The 22,916-nt window shown below is 66.6% G+C and carries 20 protein-coding genes; 4 read left to right on the top strand and 16 right to left on the bottom strand.

Annotated features, from left to right (window positions below; translation table 11 throughout):
• Positions 1 to 11: 11 nt before the first annotated feature.
• The 3 genes from ACN6PJ_RS01910 to nudC all read right to left on the bottom strand — a co-directional run bounded on the left by ACN6PJ_RS01910 (position 12) and on the right by nudC (position 5,145).
• Positions 12 to 3,635 carry a hydantoinase B/oxoprolinase family protein gene (locus ACN6PJ_RS01910; protein WP_427994202.1) on the bottom strand — a complete coding sequence of 1,208 codons (3,624 nt, stop codon included), beginning with the start codon at positions 3,633 to 3,635 and terminating at the stop codon, positions 12 to 14.
• Positions 3,636 to 3,728: 93 nt separating this feature from the next.
• A complete protein-coding gene (locus tag ACN6PJ_RS01905) occupies positions 3,729 to 4,238 on the bottom strand; it encodes a winged helix DNA-binding protein (RefSeq protein WP_427994201.1) in 510 nt (169 codons plus the stop codon).
• Between the two features lie 136 nt (positions 4,239 to 4,374).
• On the bottom strand, positions 4,375 to 5,145 hold the full coding sequence (gene nudC, locus ACN6PJ_RS01900; protein WP_427994200.1) for an NAD(+) diphosphatase: 771 nt from the start codon (positions 5,143 to 5,145) through the stop codon (positions 4,375 to 4,377).
• A 280-nt stretch (positions 5,146 to 5,425) separates the two neighbouring features.
• Here nudC and ACN6PJ_RS01895 point away from each other — a divergent pair, with 280 nt between their 5' ends.
• From ACN6PJ_RS01895 to ACN6PJ_RS01880, 4 genes are all read left to right on the top strand, one after another.
• The gene (locus ACN6PJ_RS01895) at positions 5,426 to 6,400 is read left to right on the top strand and encodes a TRAP transporter substrate-binding protein (RefSeq protein ID WP_427994199.1); all 975 of its coding nucleotides are present in this window, start codon (positions 5,426 to 5,428) and stop codon (positions 6,398 to 6,400) included.
• Positions 6,401 to 6,407: 7 nt separating this feature from the next.
• Complete coding sequence (locus tag ACN6PJ_RS01890; RefSeq protein ID WP_427994198.1) at positions 6,408 to 6,908, top strand: TRAP transporter small permease; 501 nt, start codon at positions 6,408 to 6,410, stop codon at positions 6,906 to 6,908.
• Positions 6,901 to 8,202, top strand: coding sequence for a TRAP transporter large permease (locus ACN6PJ_RS01885; RefSeq protein WP_427994197.1), 1,302 nt, complete (start codon positions 6,901 to 6,903; stop codon positions 8,200 to 8,202). Before ACN6PJ_RS01890 ends, ACN6PJ_RS01885 begins: the two co-directional genes overlap by 8 nt.
• Positions 8,203 to 8,534: 332 nt before the next feature.
• Positions 8,535 to 9,605, top strand: coding sequence for a porin (locus ACN6PJ_RS01880; RefSeq protein ID WP_427994196.1), 1,071 nt, complete (start codon positions 8,535 to 8,537; stop codon positions 9,603 to 9,605).
• Positions 9,606 to 9,662: 57 nt separating this feature from the next.
• Here ACN6PJ_RS01880 and ACN6PJ_RS01875 read toward each other — a convergent pair whose 3' ends face one another.
• The 13 genes from ACN6PJ_RS01875 to ACN6PJ_RS01815 form a co-directional block, all read right to left on the bottom strand.
• Positions 9,663 to 10,370 (bottom strand): ABC transporter ATP-binding protein, encoded by a 708-nt coding sequence (locus tag ACN6PJ_RS01875; protein ID WP_427994457.1) that lies wholly within the window; start codon positions 10,368 to 10,370, stop codon positions 9,663 to 9,665.
• A 4-nt stretch (positions 10,371 to 10,374) separates the two neighbouring features.
• A complete protein-coding gene (locus ACN6PJ_RS01870; protein ID WP_427994195.1) occupies positions 10,375 to 11,097 on the bottom strand; it encodes an ABC transporter ATP-binding protein in 723 nt (240 codons plus the stop codon).
• On the bottom strand, positions 11,078 to 12,067 hold the full coding sequence (locus tag ACN6PJ_RS01865; protein WP_427994194.1) for a branched-chain amino acid ABC transporter permease: 990 nt from the start codon (positions 12,065 to 12,067) through the stop codon (positions 11,078 to 11,080). The genes ACN6PJ_RS01870 and ACN6PJ_RS01865 overlap by 20 nt, the downstream gene beginning before the upstream one ends.
• A 3-nt stretch (positions 12,068 to 12,070) precedes the next feature.
• Positions 12,071 to 12,922: a branched-chain amino acid ABC transporter permease gene (locus ACN6PJ_RS01860; RefSeq protein WP_427994193.1), complete on the bottom strand. Its 852-nt coding sequence runs from the start codon at positions 12,920 to 12,922 to the stop codon at positions 12,071 to 12,073.
• A gap of 73 nt (positions 12,923 to 12,995) precedes the next feature.
• Positions 12,996 to 14,246 carry an ABC transporter substrate-binding protein gene (locus ACN6PJ_RS01855; RefSeq protein ID WP_427994192.1) on the bottom strand — a complete coding sequence of 417 codons (1,251 nt, stop codon included), beginning with the start codon at positions 14,244 to 14,246 and terminating at the stop codon, positions 12,996 to 12,998.
• Between the two features lie 243 nt (positions 14,247 to 14,489).
• Entirely contained in the window at positions 14,490 to 15,296 is an 807-nt protein-coding gene (locus ACN6PJ_RS01850; RefSeq protein ID WP_427994191.1) for a putative hydro-lyase, read from the bottom strand.
• A gap of 107 nt (positions 15,297 to 15,403) precedes the next feature.
• Positions 15,404 to 16,309: a LysR family transcriptional regulator gene (locus ACN6PJ_RS01845; protein WP_427994190.1), complete on the bottom strand. Its 906-nt coding sequence runs from the start codon at positions 16,307 to 16,309 to the stop codon at positions 15,404 to 15,406.
• Positions 16,310 to 16,361: 52 nt separating this feature from the next.
• Entirely contained in the window at positions 16,362 to 17,711 is a 1,350-nt protein-coding gene (locus tag ACN6PJ_RS01840) for an amidase (protein WP_427994189.1), read from the bottom strand.
• Between the two features lie 84 nt (positions 17,712 to 17,795).
• Positions 17,796 to 18,479, bottom strand: coding sequence for a DUF2848 domain-containing protein (locus tag ACN6PJ_RS01835; RefSeq protein WP_427994188.1), 684 nt, complete (start codon positions 18,477 to 18,479; stop codon positions 17,796 to 17,798).
• 75 nt (positions 18,480 to 18,554) lie between these two features.
• Positions 18,555 to 19,838, bottom strand: a complete 1,284-nt coding sequence (locus tag ACN6PJ_RS01830; protein WP_427994187.1) for a TRAP transporter large permease — start codon at positions 19,836 to 19,838, stop codon at positions 18,555 to 18,557.
• Positions 19,835 to 20,455, bottom strand: coding sequence for a TRAP transporter small permease subunit (locus ACN6PJ_RS01825; RefSeq protein ID WP_427994186.1), 621 nt, complete (start codon positions 20,453 to 20,455; stop codon positions 19,835 to 19,837). Before ACN6PJ_RS01825 ends, ACN6PJ_RS01830 begins: the two co-directional genes overlap by 4 nt.
• A 140-nt stretch (positions 20,456 to 20,595) precedes the next feature.
• Positions 20,596 to 21,642, bottom strand: a complete 1,047-nt coding sequence (locus ACN6PJ_RS01820) for a TRAP transporter substrate-binding protein (protein WP_427994185.1) — start codon at positions 21,640 to 21,642, stop codon at positions 20,596 to 20,598.
• Positions 21,643 to 22,004: 362 nt separating this feature from the next.
• Positions 22,005 to 22,910 (bottom strand): LysR family transcriptional regulator, encoded by a 906-nt coding sequence (locus tag ACN6PJ_RS01815; RefSeq protein ID WP_427994184.1) that lies wholly within the window; start codon positions 22,908 to 22,910, stop codon positions 22,005 to 22,007.
• Positions 22,911 to 22,916: the final 6 nt, after the last annotated feature.

The raw sequence follows: 22,916 nt of genomic DNA, 5'->3' as shown, positions 1-22,916 counted from the left end.
CTACACCCATCCTACGCCTGCCCGTAGCCGCCGCCTCCGGGGGTTTCGATCACGAACACGTCGCCGGGGCGCAACTGGGCGCTGTCCTGCGGGCCCAGCTCCTCGATGGTGCCGTCCACGCGCTCGACCGAGTTGCGGCCCATCGCGCCCGGCTGCCCGCCCGCCAGGCCGAACGGCGCGTAGAGGCGGTTGTTCGACAGAATGGCCGCGGTCATGTCTTCCAGGAAGCGGATACGGCGCACGCCGCCTTCGCCGCCGGGATAGCGCCCCGCCCCGCCCGAGCCCTTGCGGATCTCGTACGACTCCAGGCGCACCGGGAAGCGGAACTCCAGCACCTCAGGGTCCGTCAAGCGGGAGTTCGTCATGTGCGCCTGCACCACCGACGTGCCGGCAAAGCCTTCGTCCCGCGGCCCCGCGGCATCGATGCGCACGGGACCGGCGCCCGTGCCGCCCGAGATGGTCTCGTAGTACTGGTAGCGCGCGTTGCCGAACGTGAAATTGTTCATCGTGCCCTGGCTGGCGGCCAGAACTCCCAGCGCGCCGTACAGCGCATTGACGATGCACATCGACGTTTCCACGTTGCCCGCCACCACCGAGGCCGGCGGATTCGGGCGCAGCATCGAGCCTTCCGGCAGGATGATGGACAGCGGCACGAGGCAGCCGTCGTTCAGCGGAATGTCGTCATTGACCAAGGTGCGGAACACATACAGCACCGCCGCGACGGCGATGGCGCCTGGGGCATTGAAGTTGTTGTCGAGCTGTTCCGACGTGCCGGTGAAGTCCACCACGGCGCTGCGCGCCTCGGTATCCACCCGCACCGCCACGCGGATCACCGCGCCGTTGTCCAGCGGATACTCGTAGCTGCCATCCTTCAGCACCGAAATCACGCGGCGCACCGCCTCCTCGGCATTGTCCTGCACGTGCCCCATATAGGCGCGCACCACGTCCAGGCCGAAGTGGTCGCACATGCGCAGCAGTTCCTGCACGCCCTTTTCGTTGGCGGCGATCTGCGCGTGCATGTCCGCGATGTTCTGATCGGGATTGCGCGCCGGCCAGCGGCCCGAGCCCAGGATCTCGCGCGCGGCGTCCTCGCGGAATTCGCCATTCTTCACGAGCTGGAAATTCGTGAAGAGCACGCCTTCGTCCTCCACCGTCCGGGAATCGGGCGGCATGGAACCGGGCGTGGTGCCGCCGATGTCGGCATGGTGGCCGCGCGACCCCACGTAGAACAGGATCTCGCTGCCTGCGCGGTCGAACACCGGGGTAATGACCGTCACGTCCGGCAGGTGCGTGCCGCCGTGATAGGGGTCGTTCACCACGTAGGCGTCGCCCGGCATCATGCGGCCGGCATTGGCGTTCATGACCGTGCGCACCGATTCGCCCATGGAGCCCAGGTGCACCGGCATGTGCGGCGCATTGGCGATCAGCCGGGCCTGGGCGTCGAAGATCGCGCAGGAAAAGTCCAGGCGCTCCTTGATGTTGACCGAATAGGCCGTGTTCTGCAGGCGGTAGCCCATCTGTTCGGCGATGGACATGAACAGGTTGTTGAATACCTCCAGCATGACCGGATCCGCCTGCGTGCCGACGGCGCGGCGTTCCGGGCGCGCTTCGACGCGGCGGATCACGAAGTGGTCCTGCTGCGTCAGTTCGGCCTGCCAGCCGGCCTCGACGACCGTCGTCTGGTTCGGCTCGGAAATGATGGCGGGCCCGGGCACCACATCGCCTCCCGCCATGTCCTCGCGCACGTACAGGGGCGTGTCGCGCCATGCGCCGCCGCTGTACATGCGCACTTGGCGGCGCGCGGCAAGCGCCCCCTCGCGCACGCGGGAGACAGGGGCTTCGCCGACGCGCTCGCCGCCGCCCGTGGCTTCGACCGAGATCGTTTCCACCACCAGTTCGCGGTTGGGCATGAGGAAGGAATAGCGCTGGCGGTAGGCCGCCTCGAAATCCCTGCGCACCTGGTCCAGGTCCGAATAGGCCACTTCCAGCGCCGTATCCGTGCCGCGGTACTTCAAGTGCAGGCGGCGCTGCACGCCGATGTCGCTTTCGGCCACGTGCTGGCGGCGCAGCTCGCCGACCGCCTGGCCGGCCAACTCGTCCAGTTCGCCCTGCAGGGCCTGCATCAGGTCCGCGTCCAGGATCTTCTCGACCGTCTTCTGGCGCATGTCGGTCTGGTCGGCCAGGCCCATGCCGTAGGCCGACAGCACCCCGCCCAGAGGGTGCGCGAACACGGTCGTCATGCCCAGCGCGTCGGCGACCAGGCAGGCATGCTGGCCGCCGGCGCCGCCGAACACGGTCAGCGCATACTCGGTCACGTCGTGGCCGCGCTGCACCGAGATTCGCTTGATGGCCTCGGCCATATTGCCCACGGCGATCTCGAGGAAGCCCTCGGCCAGTTGCTCGGGCGTCATGTCGCGGCCGGTGGCCGCGCGCACTTCGTCGGCCATGGCCTGAAAGCGTTCGGCGACGGCGTCGCGGTCCAGCGGTTCGTTGGCGTCCGGGCCGAAGACCTTGGGAAAGAAGTCCGGCTGGATCTTGCCCAGCAGGACGTTGCAGTCCGTCACGGCCAGCGGACCGCCGCGGCGATAGCAGGCCGGACCGGGGTTGGCGCCCGCCGAATCCGGGCCCACGCGCAGCCGCGCGCCGTCGAAGTGCAGGATGGACCCGCCGCCCGCGGCGACGGTGTGGATGCTCATCATCGGCGCGCGCATGCGCACGCCGGCCACCTGGGTCTCGAACTCGCGCTCGAACTCGCCGGCGTAGTGCGACACGTCCGTGGAGGTGCCGCCCATGTCGAAACCGATGACCTTCGGAAAACCCGCGGTTTCGCTGGTGCGCACCATGCCGACGATGCCGCCCGCGGGCCCCGACAGGATGGCGTCCTTGCCGCGGAAGCGGTGCGCATCCGTCAGGCCGCCGCTGGACTGCATGAACATCAGGCGGATGCCGGGCAACTCCCCGGCCACCTGGTCCACGTAGCGCATCAGGATGGGCGACAGATAGGCGTCCACCACGGTGGTGTCGCCGCGCGAAACGAATTTGATCAGCGGGCTGACCTCGTGCGAGGCCGATACCTGCGGGAAACCGATATCGCGCGCGATGCGGGCGGCGCGCGCCTCGTGTTCCGGCGCATGCCAGGCGTGCATGAATACGATAGCGACGGCGCGGATGCCCGAATCGTAGGCGGCTTGCATGCCGGCGCGCAGGGCGTCCTCGTCCAGGTCGCGGATCACCTCGCCGTCGGCCGCCACGCGCTCATCGGCCTCGAAGACCGATTCGTAGAGCATCTCGGGCAGCACGACATTGCGGTCGAACAGGCGCGGCCGGTTCTGGTACGCAATGCGCAGGCCATCCCTGAAGCCCCGGGTCGTCACCAGCAGGGTGCGTTCGCCCTTGCGCTCGAGCAGCGCATTGGTGGCGACCGTGGTGCCCATCTTCACGCATTCGACCTGATCGGCCGGCACGGGCTGCCCGGGCGCGATGCCCAGCAGCTTGCGGATGCCGGCGACGGCGGCGTCGCGGTACTGCTCGGGGTTTTCCGACAGCATTTTCGCCGTGGTGGTCGTGCCGTCGGGGCGACGCGCAACGATGTCGGTAAAGGTGCCCCCACGATCAATCCAGAATTGCCACTTCATAGGTGTCCTCGGTAACAAGAGGCCGCCACGGCGCGCTCGGCCGCGGGCGGTTGCGGATCACGGGGCCGCGCCCCGGATGTTGGTGAATGCGGTTCAGAGAGAGGTGGCCGCGCGGGCCGCCTGATCGTACAGGCCGGACAGCGCGCGCAGCGTGTGCGCCAGTTGCCGGCTGAATTCCAGCCCGCCGCCCCCGGGCGCGTCCAGCCCGGAGGTCAGGCATTGCTCGCGGATCTCGGCGTAGCGCGCAAGCCTGGCCGCGCCCTCGTCCGTGACGCTGTAGAACACCTCCTTGCTGCTGCGCTCGCCCTTGACCACGCCAAGGCGCTCCAGTTTCTTGAGCGCATAGTTGACGATATGGGTGTCTTCGACGTTCAGGGTGAAGCAGATGTCCGCCAGCTTCTTGGGACGCTGCCGGTGATAGACGTGATGGAACACCATCACGTCGGTCGCCGTCAGGTCGGGCAGGCCCGCCGCCGCCATGCAGCGCACGGTCCATCGGTCGAACGCGTGGCTGGCGATCATCAGCCCGAACTCCACCTCGGACAGATCGGGCGCGCTACCACCGGCGAGGTGGGCCGAGGATGCGATCAAAGCGGGTGTCATGGAATGCGCAGGATGAGTTTATCTGCGCAAAATACTAATAATTTATCGATATTTCATCAATAAAAAATTACCTGAATACGGCGTAGCCGCCCGCATTCGAGGGAATACCCCTAGACGGCGTTTCGTTGGGTGGCGGTTAAGGCGCGGACCAGCCCATGGGCAGGTTGGCCCGGATGAGCGAACCCGCGATGGAGATCCGGGCGGCGATCTCCGGCATCGGGTCGCCCGGGCCGAACCAGCGCGCGTCCGCGATTTCGTCTTCCTGGACCCGGATGTCGCCCGATACGTAGTCCGCCGTGAACGCGACCATCAGCGAATGCGGGAACGGCCAGGACTGGCTGCCGAAATACTGGAGGTTGCCGACCTTCAGGCCGACCTCTTCGTAGACCTCGCGATGTATGGTCTGCTCGATGCTCTCCCCCGGCTCGACGAAGCCGGCCAGCGCCGTGTAGCGGGAGGTGGCCGTCGTGGTGTGCCGGGCCAGCAGGATGCTGTCGCCCTTGCGGATCAGCACCATCATGGCGGGCGAAATGCGCGGATACGCCGAGAAGCCGCAGGACGGACAGCGCAGGCAGAACTCCGTGGGCAGCCGTTCGGCCGGCGTTCCGCAGACGCCGCAGAAGCGGTGCGTGCGCGCCCATTCCGCAATCTGATACGCGCGGCCGGCCAGCGCCATGCGCTCTTCGTCCAGCACGCCGAACAGCGAACGCAGCTTCCGGAACGCGTAGCCCTCGGGCGCGTCGACGCCGGGCTCGACGTGGATGGTGCGATGCGGGGAATCGGGCTGCACCCAGAGCGGCTGCAGGATCTCGGCCCGCACGCCGATGCGCTCGCACAAGGCCATGTCCGGCAACACGCTGGACACCTCTTCAATCAACAACTCGTCACGACGGAAAACGAAATTCACGCAAGCCTCGGCATATGCATTCGATAGCGCAATCTTAGAAGAAAAAAGGCCGGCCGGCCGCGCGCCTGCCGGGCTCGCGCAAAGATTGAACCCTCAAGCATCGATCGCGTCTCCGCCTCCCTAGGAATAACCCGTAAAGTCGCGATTTCACGCGCCCCTCTGCCGCACGGCAACATAGAATGGCACGGCTTTTCAGCTGCGCGTCATTACCGCAGCGCTCTCTTTCGCAATGCCTATCGGGCCAAACCCGGCTTCACCATTTCGCAAAGAAGGACCACCCATGCACAAGAAAATCTCCCTGTTGGCTGGCAGCATCGTCCTGGCGTTCAGCGCCGGCGCGCAGGCCCAGACGAAATGGGACCTGCCCAGCGCCTATCCCGCCAGCAACTTCCACGTCGAAAACCTGACCACGTTCATCAAGGACGTGGACACGCTGTCGGAAGGCAAGCTGAAGATCACCCTGCACAACAATGCGTCGCTGTACAAGGCGCCCGAAATCAAGCGCGCGGTGCAAGGCAATCAGGCCCAGATCGGCGAAATCCTGCTGACCAACTTCGCCAACGAAGATCCGATCTACGAACTGGACGGCCTGCCCTTCCTGGCCACCGGCTACGAAGCGTCGTTCAAGCTCTACCAGGCGCAAAAGCCGTTCCTGGAGAAAAAGCTGAACGCGCACGGCATGACCCTGCTCTACGCCGTGGCGTGGCCGCCCCAGGGCGTGTTCGCCAACCGCGACATCAAGAAGGTCGCGGACATGAAGGGCCTGAAGTGGCGCGCATACAGCCCGGTGACGGCCAAGATCGCCGAACTGGTCGGCGCTCAGCCGGTCACGGTGCAGCAGGCGGAACTGGCCCAGGCCATGGCCACGGGCGTCATCGATTCCTACATGTCCTCGGCCTCCACGGGCTACGACACCAAGACCTACGAATACATCAAGAAGTTCTACGACACGCAGGCCTGGCTGCCGAAGAACGCCATCATCGTCAACAAGAAGGCGTTCGACGCCCTGGACCCGGCCACGCAGGCCGCCCTGAAGAAGGCGGGCGCTCAGGCCGAGGAACGCGGCTGGAAGCTGTCCGAGGAAAAGAACAAGTGGTACCAGCAGGAACTGGCCAAGAACGGCATGGAAACCATCCAGCCCACCGTCGAGCTGAAGGAAGGCCTGTCGGTGATCGGCAAGCGCATGCTTGACGACTGGCTGAAGAAGGCCGGCGCGGACGGCCAGGCCATGATCGACGCCTACAAGAAGCAGTGATCTTCCCATGCGCCGCTTTCTAGATGGTCTTTACGGCGCGGCCGGCCTGCTGGCCGGCCTGTGCACGATCGGCGTCCTGGTGTCGGTGCTGGCCGCGATCATCGCGCGCCAGCTCAACATGAACATCCCCGGCACGGACGCCTACGCCGGGTATTTCATGGCCGCCGCCGGCTTTCTCGCCCTTTCCAGCACGTTCAAGCACGGCGAGCACATCCGCGTGACGCTGCTGCTCAATTCGCTGAATCCCGCCGCCAGCCGCCGGCTGGACATCTTCGCCCTGTCGGTCGGCTGCCTGCTGGCTGCCGCGTTTGCGTTCTTCAGCATCAAGCTGACCTACGACTCCTGGCAGTTCAACGACATCTCCACGGCCAACGACGCCACCCCGCTATGGATTCCGCAGGTCACCATGGCGGTGGGCACCGTGCTGTTCCTGGTCGCCCTGATCGACGAGCTGATCCGACGCTCACGCGGCCTGGCCGCCGCAACTTCGCAGCAAACCCATGAATGAACTACTCGTCATTACCCTATTGGTCGTCTCGATCTTCGCCCTGCTGGGCTGCGGGGTCTGGGTCGGCCTGACCCTGGCGGGAACGGCGTGGATCGGCATGGAGATCTTCTCCAGCCGCCCAGCGGGCGACGCCATGGCCGTCACCATCTGGGGCGCGTCCTCCAGCTGGACGCTCACCGCCCTGCCGCTCTTTCTGTGGATGGGTGAAATCCTGTTCCGCACCCGCCTGTCCGAAGATCTGTTCAAGGGCCTGGCCCCCTGGCTCAACCGCCTGCCCGGCCGCCTGCTGCACACCAACGTGATCGGCTGCGCCATCTTCGCGGCGGTCTCCGGCTCTTCCGCGGCGACCTGCGCCACGGTGGGCAAGATGACCATCCCCGAACTGACGCGCCGCGGCTATCCCGAGGAAAAAATCCTCGGCACGCTGTCGGGCGCCGGCACGCTGGGCCTGCTCATACCGCCCTCGATCATCATGATCGTGTACGGGGTGGCGGCGGACGTGTCCATCGCCAAGCTGTTCATCGCGGGCATCGTTCCCGGGATGCTGCTGGCCCTGCTGTTCATGGGCTACATCGCCTGGTGGGCGATCCGCAATCCCGGCGAGGTCCCGGCGGCCGATCCCGGCCTGACCCTGACGCAGAAGCTGTCGCGCTCGCGCCACCTGATCCCGGTGATGCTGCTGATCGGGGCCGTTCTGGGCTCCATCTACACCGGCATCGCCACCGCGACGGAAGCCGCGGCGGTCGGCGTGGTGGGCGCCCTGATCCTGTCGGCGCTGCAAGGCTCGCTCAACCGATCCACCTTCATGCAATCCCTGCTGGGCGCCACCCGGCTGTACTGCATGATTGCGCTGATCCTGGCGGGCGCGCAGTTCCTGACGCTGGCGATGGGCTACATCGGCCTGCCGCGCGCGCTGGCGGAATGGATCGGCGGCCTGGGGCTTTCCCAGTTCGGCCTGATCGTGGCGCTGATGGTGTTCTTCATCGTCCTCGGCTGCTTCCTGGACGGCATCTCCATCGTGGTCCTGACCATGGGCGTGCTGCTGCCGACGGTGCAGGCCGCCGGCATCGACCTGATCTGGTTCGGCATTTTCATCGTTTTCGTTGTGGAAATGGCACAGATCACGCCTCCCGTGGGGTTCAACCTGTTCGTGCTGTCCGGCATGAGCGGCAGGGAATTGCCCTACATTGCGCGCGCCTCGCTGCCGATGTTCTTCCTGATGATCCTGGCCGTGCTGCTGCTCTATTTCGTGCCGGGCATCGCGACCTGGCTGCCGCTGCACATGACCCTGTAGGGCTGCGCCGCGCGCGAGCAAAAACCCCGTTCCCGGAACGGGGTTTTTTATTGGGCGACGCGGCTTCTTCTACCCACCGCCTGTTTCCGCCATCTGTAAACCCGGGAAAACGCCGAACGAATCCGCTCCTGTTCCGCCTCCAACTTTTTTAGAATCCCCAGGCGCCCATGCGCCCTATCGGCATGGAGCGCATGTGCAATCGAGGCTGCCGCCCGGACCCGCGCTCATCCGAAGCGTCGGCGCGGCGGCCCGCCGTCTGGCAACCCGCCAGGCGCAACAAGCCGGGCCACAAGCCTGGCGCAACCATAACAGCTACACCTGGAGGAGCCCGCATGAAACGCATCACCCTATCCCTTGCCCTCGCCGGCCTTGGCCTGACGGCCGGCGCGGCCTCGGCGGAAACCAGCGTCACCCTGTACGGCATCGCCGACGTCAGCATCCGCTACCTGAGCACCAGCGCAGGCAGCGTTGGCGAAGACGGCAGCCGCGTGTCGATGGAGAACGGCGCCATTTCCAACAGCCGCTGGGGCCTGCGCGGCTCGGAAGACCTGGGCGGCGGCAACCGCGCCTTCTTCCGGCTCGAAAACGGCATCAACCTGCAGAATGGCCGTGGCTCGGACACGAGCAAGGCGTTCAGCCGCCTGGCCTACGTGGGCCTGGACGGCGGCCAGATCGGCACCCTGACCCTGGGTCTGCAGAACACCCCGATGTTCGATCTGCTGGCCGACTACTTCGATCCGCTCACCGTCGGCAACTACGACCAGAACGCCTGGCTGCCCGCCGCGATGTCCCGGGTGCGCACGAACAACATGACCAAGTACGCCAACACGTTCGGCGACCTGTCCGTCGTGCTGTCGTGGGCCAACGGCGAAGACTGGGACGACCACAAGGCCGGCCAGCAGTACGGCGCCAGCCTGCGCTACACCGTCGGCCAGCTGGGCCTGGGCGCGGCCTACCAGCAGACCTACGACGCGACGGATTCCGACCTGCGCCAGCGCGTATGGAACCTGAACGCCTCCTATCAGTTCGACGGCGCCAAGGTATTCGTCGGCTACTACAACGGCCGGGACGAAACCGGCTGGGTGAACGGCGTCATGGGCGGAACCACCACCGCCAGCCTGGACCGCAAGGACAACGGCTATTTCGCCGGCGTCACCTGGCAGGCCACCCCGCGCTGGGCCATTACCGGCGCCGCCTACTACGACCAGAGCAAGAACGTCGTGGAAGAAGGCGACAAGGGCAAGCGCTACGCGCTCGTCGCCGTGGCCGAGTACTCGCTGTCCAAGCGTTCGCAGCTGTACGGCACCGTGGACTGGAACAAGGTCAGCGATGCCGCCAGCGGCGAAATCGCCGGCAAGAGCAACCAGCTGGGCGCCGCGGTCGGGTTCCGGCACATCTTCTAGAACCCCGAGCGTGTCCGACACCCCTGCGAGACCGCGGGTGTCGGACATACCCTGTGCTCACATCCCCAAGTACGCCTTTCTCACCTCGTCCGAAGCCGCCAGCTCCGCGGCTTCGCCGGACAGGGCCACGCGGCCGCTCTGCATGACGTAGGCGCGCGCCGCGACTTCCAGCGCCTGGGCCATGTTCTGCTCCACCAGCAGCACCGACAGCCCATCGTCGCGGTTCAGCGCAGCCAGCGCGTCGAATACCTGCTCCACCAGCAGGGGCGAGAGCCCCAGGCTGGGTTCGTCGATCAGGAGCAGTCGCGGGCCGCTCATCAGCGCCCGGCCGATGGCCAGCATCTGGCGCTCGCCCCCGGACATCGTGCCCGCCAGCTGCTCGCGCCGCTCTTTCAGCCGCGGGAACAAGGCATAGACCCGGTCCAGGCGCTCGCGGTAGACCCGCTCGTCGCGCACCGTGTAGGCCCCCAGGCGCAGGTTCTGCTCCACAGGCTGGCGCGCGAATACGCGCGCGCCTTCCGGAATCATGGAGATGCCTTGCGTCACCAGCCTGTCCGGCGGGGTGCCGGTGATATCTTTCCCTTCGAAGACCACACGGCCTTCCTTGGGTCTGACCGCGCCCACGATGGCCATCAAGGTGCTGGACTTGCCCGCGCCGTTGGCGCCCAGCAAGGCGGCGATCTCGCCCGGCCGGACCTCCAGCGACACGCCGCGCACCGCTTGCACGCCGCCGTAGGCCACGCTCAGGTTCTCGACTTTCAGCATCGCATCAGGCACGGTGCTTTCTCCCCAGATAGGCTTCGATGACGGCGGGATTGCGCACGATCTCCTGGGGCGCGCCCTCGGCGATCATCTGCCCGAAATTCAGCACCAGCACGCGCTGCGCCAGGCGCATGACCACCTCCAGCACGTGCTCCACGATGATGAGCGTGACGCCAGCGGCGTGTATGCCGCGCAGGATCTCGGTCAGGGCGATCGCCTCGGCCGGATTGAGTCCGCCGGCGACTTCGTCGAGCAGCAGCATGCGCGGCTCCGTCGCCAGCGCCCGGGCGAGCTCGACGCGCTTCTGCCCGGCCACGTTGAGCTCCGCCGCCCGCACGCCGGCGCGGTCGGCCAGGCCCACAAGCTCCAGCACTCGGGCGGATTCCCGGCGGGCGTCGGGCAGCCGCGGATGGCGCAGCAGCGCGCCGACCATGGCATTTTCCAGCACCGTCATCTGGCCGAAACTGCGGGGAATCTGATACGTGCGGACCAGGCCCATCGCCGCCACCTGCTCCGGCCGCCGGCCGATCATGGATTGGCCATCGAAGGTTACCGTGCCCGAGGTGGGTTCGTGATGGCCCACCAGGCCGTTGAACAACGTGCTCTTGCCCGCGCCGTTGGGGCCGATGATGGCGACGATTTCACCCGCGTCCACGGACAGCGAAATGTCCTTGTTCGCGACCAGCCCGCCAAATCGCTTGGTCAGGTTCTTAACGTCCAGCAGAGCCACGGCGCCTCCTCAATGTGACCAGTCCGCCCGGCAGGAACAGCGTGACCAGCAGAATGGCCAGGCCAAAGACCAGCAGATCCAGGCCCATGCCCGAACTGCCCCACAGCACGCGCGTGCCTTCTGACAGCGGCAACAGCACCGCGGCCCCCAGCCAGGGCCCCACCAGCGTGCCCACGCCGCCCAGGATGGTCACCAGCACGACCTGCACGGACATGGTCAGGTTGAACATGGACTCCGGGTCGATGAACCCCACGTACATGGCGAAGAAACCGCCCCAGACGCCGGTCATGCCGGCGGAAATCACGAAGGCCAGCATTTTGTAGCGGTCCGCCGGCACGCCCAGGCTGCGCGATGCGGCCTCGTCGCCGTTGATCGCGCGCCAGTAGAAGCCGGTCTTGGAATGCACCAGGAAGAACGTGGCGCAGAAGGTCAGGAACGCCAGCCCCACGGCGATCAGGTAGTACGGCACCTTGCTGCGGAACAGCAGCATCCAGGCGGCGTCTCCGATGGGCGCCTCCAGGCCCACCGCGCCGCCCGCCCATTCCCAGTTGATCAGCAGCAGCAGGCCGATCTGCAGCAGCGCGATCGTGGCCATGGCGAAGTAGTGGCCGGACAGCCGCAAGGTCGGCCCGCCCACCAGCCACGCCAGCGCCGCACTGATCAGCCCGCCCAGCGGGATGCCCAGCAGCGGGGTGAGCTTCAGGTGATGCAGCAGCAACAACGTGGTGTAGCCCCCCACCCCCACGAACACGCTGTGGCCGAACGAGATCCGCCCCAGGAAGCCGCCCACGAGATTCCAGCACGCGCCAAGCGCGCCGAACATGATCGCAAGCAGCAGCACCTGCAGCGTGAAGGCGTCCGTCACCGCCAGCGGCACCAGCGCCATGACGACGGCGGCCACGGCTGCCGCCGCGACGGGCCACTTGCGCACGCCCGAAGACCCGGTATCGATTTTCTGTGTCGTCTGCATCTGTCACCACCGTCCGAACAGGCCGCGCGGCCGATACCAGAGAACCAGGATGAAGAGGATGAACACGCTCACGGTTTTCATCGCCGGCGCAACGAAATAGCCGGTCATGGCCTCGATGATGCCGATCAGTATCCCCGCGATGAAAGCGCCCGGCAGCGAACCGAAGCCGCCCATGCACACCGCCACGAACGCCAGCAGCCCGAACACCGTGCCCACCGATGGGAAGACGTAGAAGAAAGTCGTCAGCAAGGCGCCGGCCAGGCCGACCGCCGCACTGCCCAGCATCCAGACCTGGGCATTGACCCGGTCCGGCGAGATGCCCACCAGCGCGGCCACCTGGCGGTCTTCCGCCACCGCCTGCAGGGCGTGGCCCCAGCGGGTCCGGTACACCAGCACGAACAGGGCCGCGACGACCACCAGGGCGATCAGGCCGGTGACCACCTGCGGGCGTCCCAGCGAGATGCCCGCCACCGTCACGCTGCCGGAAACCAGCGTATCGGGCAGGCTGCGATAGTCGGGGCTGAAAGCGATGAAGGCGATCTGGCGCAACACCAGGCCCAGCCCGAAGGTGGCCAGGATGACCGCCATCGCCGGCCCCTTCTGAAGCCGCCGGATGATCAGCGCGTAGGTCAGGAATCCGACGAAGGCGAGCGCGACGGCCACCAGCGGCGCCGACAGGGTTGGGTCGATGTGGCCGAGGGTGTAGAGCCAATAGGCGGCATACATGCCCAGCATCAGGAATTCGCCGTGGGCGAAATTGATGACGTCGGTAATGCCCCAGATCAGCGCCAGCCCCACCGCCACCGCGGCATAGATCAGGCCGTTGAACAGGCCTGCCGAGAGAGCTTCGAACATGGAGTGCTCCTGCGGCGGGCCCCGCGGCCCGCCGCGTCATGCCAGGGCCTGTTCCGAAGAACAGGGTCCAGGGTTATTTCCAGGCAAACGGCAGCGTGGGCAGGCTCTTGTCCGTGCGGTACTTCTCCGGCCATACCGTCTGGTAGGACGCCCCTTTCAGCTCCAGGATCAGGCCCGCGCCCTTGGTGTTCTGGCCCTTGGCGTCGAACTGCACGCCGGCCCAGGGCATGGCGACCTGCGCTTCGCCGAGGTCGGTGGCGACCAGCGCCTTGCGAATGGCTTCGGGATCCGTCGAGCCCGCCCGGTTGATGGCGTCCGCGAGCACCAGCACCCCTTGCATCGAGCGCGCGTTGTTGCCGTTCAGATCCTTGCCCGTCTTGGCCTTGTACATGTCGTTGATCTTCTTCAGGCCGGCCTTGGCGGCTGCGACGTCGTTGCCCCATACGTCGCGCGTCAGCACGCCCTGCACCTGCGGCCCCACTTCCTGCACGAAGCGCGAATCGATGAAACCCGCGTCATTGGCCAGCAGCACAGGCGGCGCATACTTGCTTTCGCGCATGGTGCGCACGAAGAGCATGGCGTCGGACGTGTAGCTGGCGAAGATCGCCACGTCGGGCTTGGCGGCCGCCAGTTTCTGCACTTCCGCCGTCACCGAGGCGGAGCCCGCGCTGTAGGCGATGTTGGCGACCAGTTCGCGCTTGTACTGCTTGGCGAACTTCTCGACGGCCTTGTAGGTGTTCACGCCGAAGTCGGTGTTTTCGTACACCACGGCGATCTTGGCCGTCGGCACCGTCTTCACCCCGTCCAGGAACTGCATCATGTTCTCGACGAAGGTGTCGTCGTTGGGCGAGGTGCGGAAGAACCACTTGTAGCCGCGCTCGGTGAGATCGGGGCTGCTCGATTCGCCGTTCACGTAGGGAATGCCGCGCTGTTCGGCGATGCGGCTGGCCGTCTTGGTCACGGCGGACTGGTAGGCACCCGTCAGCGCCACCACCTTCTCCTGGTCGATCAGTCGCTGCGCGTCGGCCAGCCCCACCTCGGGCTTGCCCTGCGAATCGCCGAACACCACCTCGATCTTGGCGCCGCCCAGCTTGGTCAGGCCGCTGCCCGAGGCAAGCGGAATGCCCTCCAGCTCCGGATGCGGATTGTTGATGATGTCCACGGCCAGTTCGATGGCCGCCTTGATCTCCGAGCCGGTCGACGCCAGCGCGCCGGACAGGGGATAAATCGCGCCGATGCGCACCGCCTTGTCCTGCGCCTGGGCAGGCACGGCGGCGATCAGCGCCAGACTCGCGGCGACACCCGCAATGAGCTTCATCTTCATTACTAGACTCCTGGATTGGTGCGGCTAGGTGAGAAAACAATGCAAATGCATGGGCCGCGGCGCGCCGGGCAGGCGCGCGCGGACTCGCGGCGGCCCGGCGTCCTCCGGTCGGAGGCGGCCAGGACCTGAACTGTTGTCGCCATTTCCCCTTGTCCTGTGATGGATCGTTTTGGTGGCACAACCGCTACTGCTGGAACGGCATCTTGCCGCCGGCCGCCGAAGCGCAGCCGGGCGGCGCGGCGGTCAGAACACCGCCATCCTGCTGTTGACGAGATCCGTGACCAGCATGTGGCCCGGCGCGTGGGTGATGCAAAACTCGGGACGCACCGCGGCGACCACGGACTGCGGCGTCACGCCGCAAGCCCAGAACACCGGCATTTCGCCGGCCCGTATCTCCACGGGGTCACCATAGTCCGGGCGGCCGATATCGGCAATCCCGATCAACGAGGGGTCGCCGATGTGGACCGGCGCGCCGTGGACCGATGGAAAGCGCGAAGTGACCTGTATGGCGCGGATCGCGTCGGCGGCCTTCAAGGGACGCATCGACACGACCAGCGGGCCGCTGAAGACGCCCGCGGCGTGGGTCGCAACGTTGGTGCGGTACATCGGAACGTTGCAGCCCTGCTCGATGTGACGCACCGGCAGGCCGTTGTCCAGCATCGCTTCCTCGAACGAGAACGAACATCCGATCAGGAACGAAACCAGGTCGTCGCGCCAGATGTCGCGCACGTCGGTGGGCTCGGCCACCAGTTCGCCGTCCTTCCAGACGCGATAGCGCGGGATGTCGGTGCGGATGTCGATATCCTGGCCCAGTTCCGGCAACGAGGGGGCGCCCGGCTCGGACATGGCCAGCAGCGGACAGGGCTTGGGATTGCGCTGGCAAAAGTGCAGGAAGTCCGCCGCCAGCGCGCGCGGCAGGATCGCCAGGTTGGCCTGGACGTGGCCCGGCGCCAGGTTCGCGGTAGGACCGGTCAGCTTGCCGCTGCGCGCGTCCAGACGCGCCTGCCGCGCCAATTCCACGCTGCCGCGCGCACCAGGATTCGAAACCATGGCTATCCTCTTTGATGACGATGTCGATACGCGGCATTGCACAGGAACCGCGGCCGGCCGTCCAATCACAAGTTGCGATAAACCCCGATCAAATTTACTTATCAGGGTTATGCCGGATGGCGCAGCGCCTCTTCGCGGGCGATCTGCTGCGCCGCCTCGGCCACGGCCCGCGGAATCTGGCTGTCGGGCCCCTGCATCCAGCAGGCCGTGTAATGCAGCGGCGGCAAGGCCGGCGCCTTGACGTCCAGGATGCGGAGTTCGCCCTGGGCCAGCTCCTTGTGCAGGATCACGGGCGCGATGACGGCCGTGCCGATGCCGTCCTGCGCCATCCGCACGATCACGCTCAGCGCCGAGCTGCCATACATGCGCGGGGCCTCCACGCCTGCCTGCTGCAGCAGCTGGCGCACGGCGCGGTGCGGGTCGGTGGTGGAGGAATACGTGATGACGGGCCACTGCGCGAGCCGCTTCAGGGCAATGGGCTGGCGCCCTACCCTGAGCTTGGGGCTCGCCACCCAGCGCAAGGGATAGTTGCACAGGTAGAGGTTCTCGACCCGGGGCTCCTCCATCGGCCCCAGCAGGAACGCCAGGTCGATCTGGCGCGAAGCCAGCTGCGTCTTGAGCATGGTGGTGGTATCCACCTGGATCTCGACCATCAGCGCCGGATAGGCGTCGTGCAGGTGTTCCATCAAGGCGGGCAGCCAGGTGTGGACGATGGTTTCGGACACACCCAGCCTGAGCGTGCCGCTCATGACGCTCTTGGCGCGGGCGGCTTCCTGCATGTCGCGCCGCATCTGCAGCATGCGCTCGGCATGCGACAGCAGCTCTCGCCCCTTGCCGGTCAGCTTGATGCCGCGGGTGTCGCGATCGAAGAGCCGGACGCCCAGGTCGGACTCCAGCGAAGCGATGCGCTGGGAAATCGCGGGCTGGGTGGCGCTGAGCTTTTCGGCCGCGGCGCGAAAGCCGCCCAGCGTCGCCACCCAGAAGAACGTCTCGATATTGCGCAGATCGATCATGGCACCGGATCCGGCTGTGGAGATGCCATCTTAGCGCCTGCCTGCCCCGGCGTTACCGGTCGGCGAGCAGTTCCTCGACCGAAAGGCCGATGGCCAGGATGCGGCGGTCGGCGCCATTGCTGCCGGCGATCATCAGGCCCACCGGCGCCGTGCCCGCCGCCTGGCAAGGCAGCGACAGCGCGCAGCCATCCAGGAAATTGATCAGCGTGGGATTGCGCAGGATCAGGCCGTTGGCGGCGTAATAGGCATCGTCCGAGGCCTGCAGATCCGCCACCGCCGGCGCCACGATGGGCGTGGTCGGCATGATCAGCGCATCGTAGCCGGCAATGCGCCGGTCCACCGCGGCCACCCAGGCTTCGCGGGCGTCCAGCAGGTCCAGGTAGTCGGCCGCGCTCATGTCCTTGCCGCGCATGATGCGCGACACCACGCGGGGGTCGTAGCGCTTGCCGGCGCGCGCGATCAGGTCACGGTGCCAGGCCCAGGCCTCGGCGGCGGTGAAGCCGCCCTTGGCGTTGATGGCCGACAGCTCGGCGAATTCCGGAACCGCGATCTCGTCGACCAGCGCGCCCGCGCTCTTCAGCCGGCTCACCGCGGCCGCGAAGCTCTCGGCCACGTGCTTGTCCATCGCGTCCAACGCCAGCGTGGTCGGGATCGCCAGGCGCAGGCCGCGCAGCGGCATCGCCTCCGGCACCGGACCGCCGTCGCCGGACAGGATGGCGTCCAGTTCTGCGCAGCAGCGCACGCTTGCCGCGATGGGACCGATGGAATCCAGATTGGCCGACAACGGCAGCACGCCGTCCATGGAAACGCGCCAGGCGCTGGGCTTGAAGCCCGTCAGACCGCAAAGCGCAGCGGGGATGCGCACCGATCCGCCGGTGTCGGAACCGATGGCCGCGGCCGACATGCCGTCGGACACGGACACCGCGGCGCCGGAGGACGAACCGCCGGGAATGCGGCCTGTGGCGCGGTCATAGGGATTCAGCGGCGTGCCGTAGTGGGGATTGATGCCCAGTCCCGAGTAGGCGAATTCGGTCATGTTGGTGCGGCCGATGATGACCGCGCCCGCGGCCACCAGGCGCTGCACGACGTCCGCATCGGCGTCGGCCGCCGGCTCGCCTTCGCGCGCGACCGAACCCGCCATCGTGGTTTCGCCCTCGATGTCGAACAGGTCCTTGATGCTGATGGGCAGGCCGTCCACGGCCGAACGGACGATACCCGCCGCGCGCAGGGTGTCCGAGGCGCGCGCCTGCGCCAGCGCGGATTCGGCATACAAGCGGGTGAAGACGCGGGCGCCCTCGCCCGCTTCGTCCTGGGCCCGCGCCAGCGCGGCTTCCGTCAGTTCCACGGAACTCACGCGGCCTTCCCGCAGGGCCAGATTCAGATCATTCAGGGTCGAAACCATAGTCATCCTAGCGCCGCCAGGCGGCAAAAGTGCGAATCGGCGCGCCCGTCATCGGCGCGCCTGGCGATCAGCGCCCGGGCGGGTTCAGGCCACCACGGGAAGCGTCTCGACATGATAGCGGTGACGCAGGCTGCGCTGGCGGCGCGGATCGTGCAACTCCATCGTGAAGTCCACCGACGGGCGGATCCCGCCGATCGCGCCCACCGTGCCGCAGGTCATACCCGCGCCTTCGGGCAGCACGGCCGCGCCGCCGGTATAACCGGCGATCAGGTCCTGCGGCGTGCGCAGCGAGGCCAGCGGACCTTCCTGGTACAGGACTTCCACGCCGTTCTCGACGATGTAGGAACGGATGACCAGTTCGTCCCAGTAGTCCGCCACGTCGGCCAGGCGCCAGGCGCTCCTGGCCACGGGCTTCACGCAGACCTGCTTGGACATGGCCACGCTGTAGGTCTCGAGCTTGCGATCGGTGTGGTCCGAGGCGATGCTGACGTACATCTCTCCATCGACCGCGAACACGAAGGTCTCGACCTCGCCCGAGGACTCCTCGCCCAGCGCCTGCACGGTCTCGTCCTGGGTCAGCTGGTTGTCGGCGATGCGGTAATACAGCGGCACGCTGCTCGGTCGCGGCACGCCGATGGCGGCCAGTTCCTCGATGTGGTGCTCGATGGCCGCCATATCGCGGCCGGCCCAGCCGGCAACGATCACGGTGTTGAAATCCACTTCAACCTGGCGGGGCTGGGTGTCTTCGATCTGGAATACGGCTTTCATATCTGTCCTGCGGAAACTAGGAGGTAAAAGGCGCGGCGGCTCGCCGCGCCCGGGACGTGCGTGGAGGAATGACGCTCAACCGAAGACGCGCGGCAGCCACAGCGCCAGGTCGGGCCAGAACGCCAGCAGCGCCAGCATCACGAACATGGCCGCGACGAACGGCAGGCTGCCCACGATCACTGCGTTCATGGACCCGCTCTTGCGCAGGCTCTGCACGACGAACAGGTTCAGGCCCACCGGCGGCGTGATGAGCGCGGCCTCGACCAGGATGATGATCACGATGCCCAGCCAGATGGGATCGAACCCCAGCCCGATCATGATCGGCGCCACGATGGGGATGGTGGTGATCATCATGGACAGCGTCTCCATGAAGCAGCCGAGCACCAGGTAGAAGACCACCACGATCAGCAGCATCCATCCGGGCGACAGGCCCAGGCCGGTGATCGACTGCGTCAGCGCGTCGGTCAGTCCGGTGGCGGACATGACGAAGTTCAGGAAGCTGGCCGCGATGACGATCAGCATGATCATGGCCGTGGAACGCATGGTGCCTTCCATGACCTCGCGCAGCATCGACCACGTCAGCCGGCGGAACCACGCGGCCAGGATCAGCGCGCCCAGCACGCCCAGCGCGGCCGCCTCGGTCGGCGTCGCCAGGCCGGCGTAGATGGAGCCCACCACCAGAAAGAAAATCCCCATCGGCGGCGCCAGGTGCACCAGGCTGGCCAGGCGCTGGCCCCAGGTTGCCTGGATCTTCTTGCCGCCCCAGGACGGCTTGGCCACGCAGGCGACAACCACGGTCAGCATGAACAGCGCCGCCATCGCGAAGCCCGGGATGATGCCGGCCAGGTACAGCTTGGGCACGGACGAATTCGTCAGCACGCCATAGATGACCAGGTTGATGGACGGCGGGATCAGGATGCCGAGCGTGCCTCCGGCCGCCAGGCTGCCCAGGAACAGCGGCTCGTTATAGCCGTACTTGCGGATCTGCGGGATGGCGACGGTGCCCACGGTCGCGGCCGTGGCCACGCTGGAACCGGACGTGGCCGAAAACAGCGTGGACGCGCCGATGTTGGCGTGCATCAGCCCGCCCGGCAGCCACGACAGCCACAGGCTCATCGCGCCGTACATGCGCTCGGCGAAGCCCGCGCGCAACAGCACTTCTCCCAGCATGATGAACAGCGGGATCGCCACCAGCAGGAATTCGTTGTTGGTGCTCCAGGAGATCTCGCCGATGGCCCGCGTGAGCGGCAGCATGGAGAACATCGGGTCCAGTATCAGGCCCAGCACGCCCAGTGCCGCGCCCACGGGAATGGACAGGCCGATCAGCACCAGGAGCAGGATCAATGCGGTCGAAATCATGCTGCGTCTCCCTTGACCATGCGCTCGCCGGCGGCGGCTTCCTCGTCGGCCTCTTCCTGCGCCGAACGCACGCCGCAGATGTTCTTGACCAGCTCAAGGTCGCCCGTCACCAGCGCCGCCGAGGCGCGCGCCAGCATCAGCGCCACGGTGATGCACATCCAGGCCAGGCCCAGCAGCCACAGGCCTTGCGGAATCCACAAGGGCGTAGCCAAGGGCGTGTTGGCGGTCGACTTCTGCGCCCACGAGGCCTGCACCACCTCGGACGCGTAATAGGTCAGGTAGACCATGAAGATGGCCAGGGCCACCATGGAAATCCAGTCGAGCACGGCGGCCACGCGCACCGGCATGTGCTGGTACAGCACGTCCACGCGCACATTGGCGCGCTGCAGCGTGGCGAAGGCCAGCGCCCAGGAGGTGCTGATGGCGAAGGCGTAGCTCGACAGTTCGTCGGCGCCGCCGGTGGTGAAACCCAGGAATTTTCGGGCCAGCACGTCGAACGAAATCAGCAGGACGCTGGCCACCGTCAAGGCGCCGCCGGCCCAGACGGCCATGCGCGAGAAACTCTCGGCACGCCGCAAGATGCCGCCGAGCAGGCGGAAGTGTTCGGATTGAGTCATAAAGAACCTTTACGGAGCCGACTGCACGTCGCCTCCCCGTCTATGTAACAAGCCCCCGGGTCGGGATGCCGCGGATCCGGCTCCGCCGGTCCGCTGGCATGCCCCCCCCCCGGGGAAAAGCGCGCAGCGCTTCAGGGGACCTACTTCTGGGCGACCACGCCCAGCGTCTTGCCGATGGTGGCGTTGAAGTCCTTCACGCACTGGGCCGAGCAACGCGCGGCCCACTTGGGCAGCACGGCTTCCTGCGTGACCTTCTTGAGCAGTTCGCGGTCGGCGTCGGAGGGCTGGACCAGCACCATCTTGCCCTTGACGGGATACGGGCAGGCGGCCGCGCCGGTGTTGCAGTCGTAGCCTTCCTGGGTCTGGCGCGCGGCGGCGTCCCAGATGTTGTCGACCAGCGTCTTCACGTTGGTCTGCAGGAAGGTGCGCACGTTGGGATCCAGCTTGTCCCAGGCCTTCTGGTTCACGGCGTGGATCTGCTGGTTCCAGTTGATCGGCAGCGCGACCAGGTGGGTGGAGACTTCATACCATTTGGCCGAATAACCCGACAGCGAACCCGTGATGGCGCAGTCCACCACCTTGTTCTGCAGCGCCGGCACGACTTCGCCGAACGCCATCGTCACGCTGGAACCGCCCAGCGCCTCGACGAATTCGGCGGTGGTGCGGCTGCTGGTGCGCACCTTCTTGCCCTTGATGTCGGCCAGGCCCTTGATCTCGGCGTTGCAGAACAGCACCTGGGCGGGATAGGTGGAGATGCCCAGCAGCTTGACGTTGCTGCCTTCGCCGTACAGCTTGGCGTAGACCGGTTCGAATGCGTCGGTCACGGCGCGCGCGGTCTTGGCATCCGGCGCCAGGCCGGCCAGGTCGATGGCCTCGTTGATGGGATTGTCGCTGGCGAAATAGGCCAGCGTGGCGGTGCCGAACTCGACCACGCCCTGCGACATCAGGCGCAGCAATTCGGGACCCTTCAGGCCCATTTCATTGAAACCCTTGATCGTCGCCGTGACCTGGCCCTTGGACAGCTCGGGGATCGTCTTGGTCCAGAACGGCTTTTCGTAGTCGTTGTAGGCGGTCAGGTTGCTCAAGCCCCCCACTACCTTCAGTTGGGTCTTGGGCAGGTCCTGGGCCTGGGCGGCGCCGGCCAACAGGCTGGCGGCGACGGCGGCGAAAGCGAGAGACTTTTTCATGGACAAAACTCCTAGCTGGCGGGATGGTATGCCGCGCGCGGGATCCCGTTATCCTCGTCGCGCGCGGATGGCTATCGGGAAGTCAGGAGCCCCGGCAGCGATCATTGTCGATGCGCCGCCATTGCATCGTCAGGACCCTGGGGCGTCCAATCGTAAGTTGCGATACGGGGGTATAAATATTTCTTGGGTCTCGCCGGCGCAACGCGCGGCATTTTCGCCAAACGACGTGGCGGCGCGGCTTTGCGGGCAGCCGAAGAAGCGTTTTCCTGCTCTTGGGGACGGGTCGGCATAAAAAAAGGGACACTGTCTGCTGGGGAAAACACCTAGGGACGCGGAGCCGGCGAACCGCCTCTGCGAGGCCGCTAGCAGGGCGTGCCGTTCCCGGCCTGGGCGGCGACCTTCTGCGCCATCTGCGCGATGAGCCGCACCGCGTGGCTGTCCGGGCCCTGCACCCAGGTCGCCGTGAAGCTCAGTTCCGGCAAGGGATCCGCCTCCACCCTCAGAATGCGCAACTCGCCCCGGGCCAGCTCCTTGCCCAGGAACACCGGCGCGATGACGCTCGTGCCTATTCCATCCTGTGTCATGCGCACCACCATCGACATGGACGCGCTGCCGTACATGCGCGGCGAGGCCACGCCGGCCCGCGTCAGCATGTCGCGCACGACGCGGTAAGGCGCGCTATTGGACGGATAGGTAATGATGGGCAGCTTGCCGATCCGCTCCAGGGTCAGCGGCTCCGGGCCCAGGTCCAGCATGGGGCTGGCCACCCAGGCCAGCGGATACGTGCACAGGGGCAGGTTCTCGACCCGGGCTTCGAGCACCGGCCCCATCAGGAAGGCCAGGTCGATCTGGCGCGACATCAGGTGGGAGCGCAGCACGTGCGTGGTGTCCACTTCGATCTCCAGCACCAGCGCGGGATATGTCGTATGGATCAGTTCGATCAGCGTGGGGAGCCAGGTCTGCACGATGGTCTCGGCCACGCCGATGCGCACCGTGCCGGTCATGACGTTCTGCTCGCGGGCGGCCTCGAACATGTCGCGCCGCACCTGCAGCATGCGTTCGGCGTGCGACAGCAGTTCGTGCCCCTTGCCCGTCAGCTTGACGCCGCGCGCCTCGCGCTCGAACAGGCGCACGCCCAGGTCTGCCTCCAGCGAGGCGATGCGTTGCGATACCGCGGGCTGCGTGGTGTTGAGCTTTTCCGACGCCGCGCGGAAGCTGCCCAGCGTGGCCACCCAGAAAAAAGTTTCTATGTTGCGTAATTCGATCATGAGCCT

The organism is Achromobacter sp. (assembly GCF_050285585.1).
Taxonomy (GTDB): Bacteria; Pseudomonadota; Gammaproteobacteria; order Burkholderiales; family Burkholderiaceae_B; genus Achromobacter.
The sequence above is the reverse complement of the archived record's forward strand: the minus strand, read 5'-3'. Positions and strand labels throughout refer to the sequence as shown.

Bases quoted from the DNA above. Each gene is read 5' to 3' on its own strand.
- ACN6PJ_RS01910 (WP_427994202.1), bottom strand. From the start codon at position 3,635: ATGAAGTGGCAATTCTGGATTGATCGTGGGGGCACCTTTACCGACATC.
- ACN6PJ_RS01905 (WP_427994201.1), bottom strand. From the start codon at position 4,238: ATGACACCCGCTTTGATCGCATCCTCGGCCCACCTCGCCGGTGGTAGC.
- ACN6PJ_RS01895 (WP_427994199.1), top strand. From the start codon at position 5,426: ATGCACAAGAAAATCTCCCTGTTGGCTGGCAGCATCGTCCTGGCGTTC.
- ACN6PJ_RS01890 (WP_427994198.1), top strand. From the start codon at position 6,408: ATGCGCCGCTTTCTAGATGGTCTTTACGGCGCGGCCGGCCTGCTGGCC.
- ACN6PJ_RS01885 (WP_427994197.1), top strand. From the start codon at position 6,901: ATGAATGAACTACTCGTCATTACCCTATTGGTCGTCTCGATCTTCGCC.
- ACN6PJ_RS01880 (WP_427994196.1), top strand. From the start codon at position 8,535: ATGAAACGCATCACCCTATCCCTTGCCCTCGCCGGCCTTGGCCTGACG.
- ACN6PJ_RS01875 (WP_427994457.1), bottom strand. From the start codon at position 10,370: ATGCTGAAAGTCGAGAACCTGAGCGTGGCCTACGGCGGCGTGCAAGCG.
- ACN6PJ_RS01865 (WP_427994194.1), bottom strand. From the start codon at position 12,067: ATGCAGACGACACAGAAAATCGATACCGGGTCTTCGGGCGTGCGCAAG.
- ACN6PJ_RS01860 (WP_427994193.1), bottom strand. From the start codon at position 12,922: ATGTTCGAAGCTCTCTCGGCAGGCCTGTTCAACGGCCTGATCTATGCC.
- ACN6PJ_RS01855 (WP_427994192.1), bottom strand. From the start codon at position 14,246: ATGAAGATGAAGCTCATTGCGGGTGTCGCCGCGAGTCTGGCGCTGATC.
- ACN6PJ_RS01850 (WP_427994191.1), bottom strand. From the start codon at position 15,296: ATGGTTTCGAATCCTGGTGCGCGCGGCAGCGTGGAATTGGCGCGGCAG.
- ACN6PJ_RS01845 (WP_427994190.1), bottom strand. From the start codon at position 16,309: ATGATCGATCTGCGCAATATCGAGACGTTCTTCTGGGTGGCGACGCTG.
- ACN6PJ_RS01840 (WP_427994189.1), bottom strand. From the start codon at position 17,711: ATGGTTTCGACCCTGAATGATCTGAATCTGGCCCTGCGGGAAGGCCGC.
- ACN6PJ_RS01835 (WP_427994188.1), bottom strand. From the start codon at position 18,479: ATGAAAGCCGTATTCCAGATCGAAGACACCCAGCCCCGCCAGGTTGAA.
- ACN6PJ_RS01830 (WP_427994187.1), bottom strand. From the start codon at position 19,838: ATGATTTCGACCGCATTGATCCTGCTCCTGGTGCTGATCGGCCTGTCC.
- ACN6PJ_RS01825 (WP_427994186.1), bottom strand. From the start codon at position 20,455: ATGACTCAATCCGAACACTTCCGCCTGCTCGGCGGCATCTTGCGGCGT.
- ACN6PJ_RS01820 (WP_427994185.1), bottom strand. From the start codon at position 21,642: ATGAAAAAGTCTCTCGCTTTCGCCGCCGTCGCCGCCAGCCTGTTGGCC.
- ACN6PJ_RS01815 (WP_427994184.1), bottom strand. From the start codon at position 22,910: ATGATCGAATTACGCAACATAGAAACTTTTTTCTGGGTGGCCACGCTG.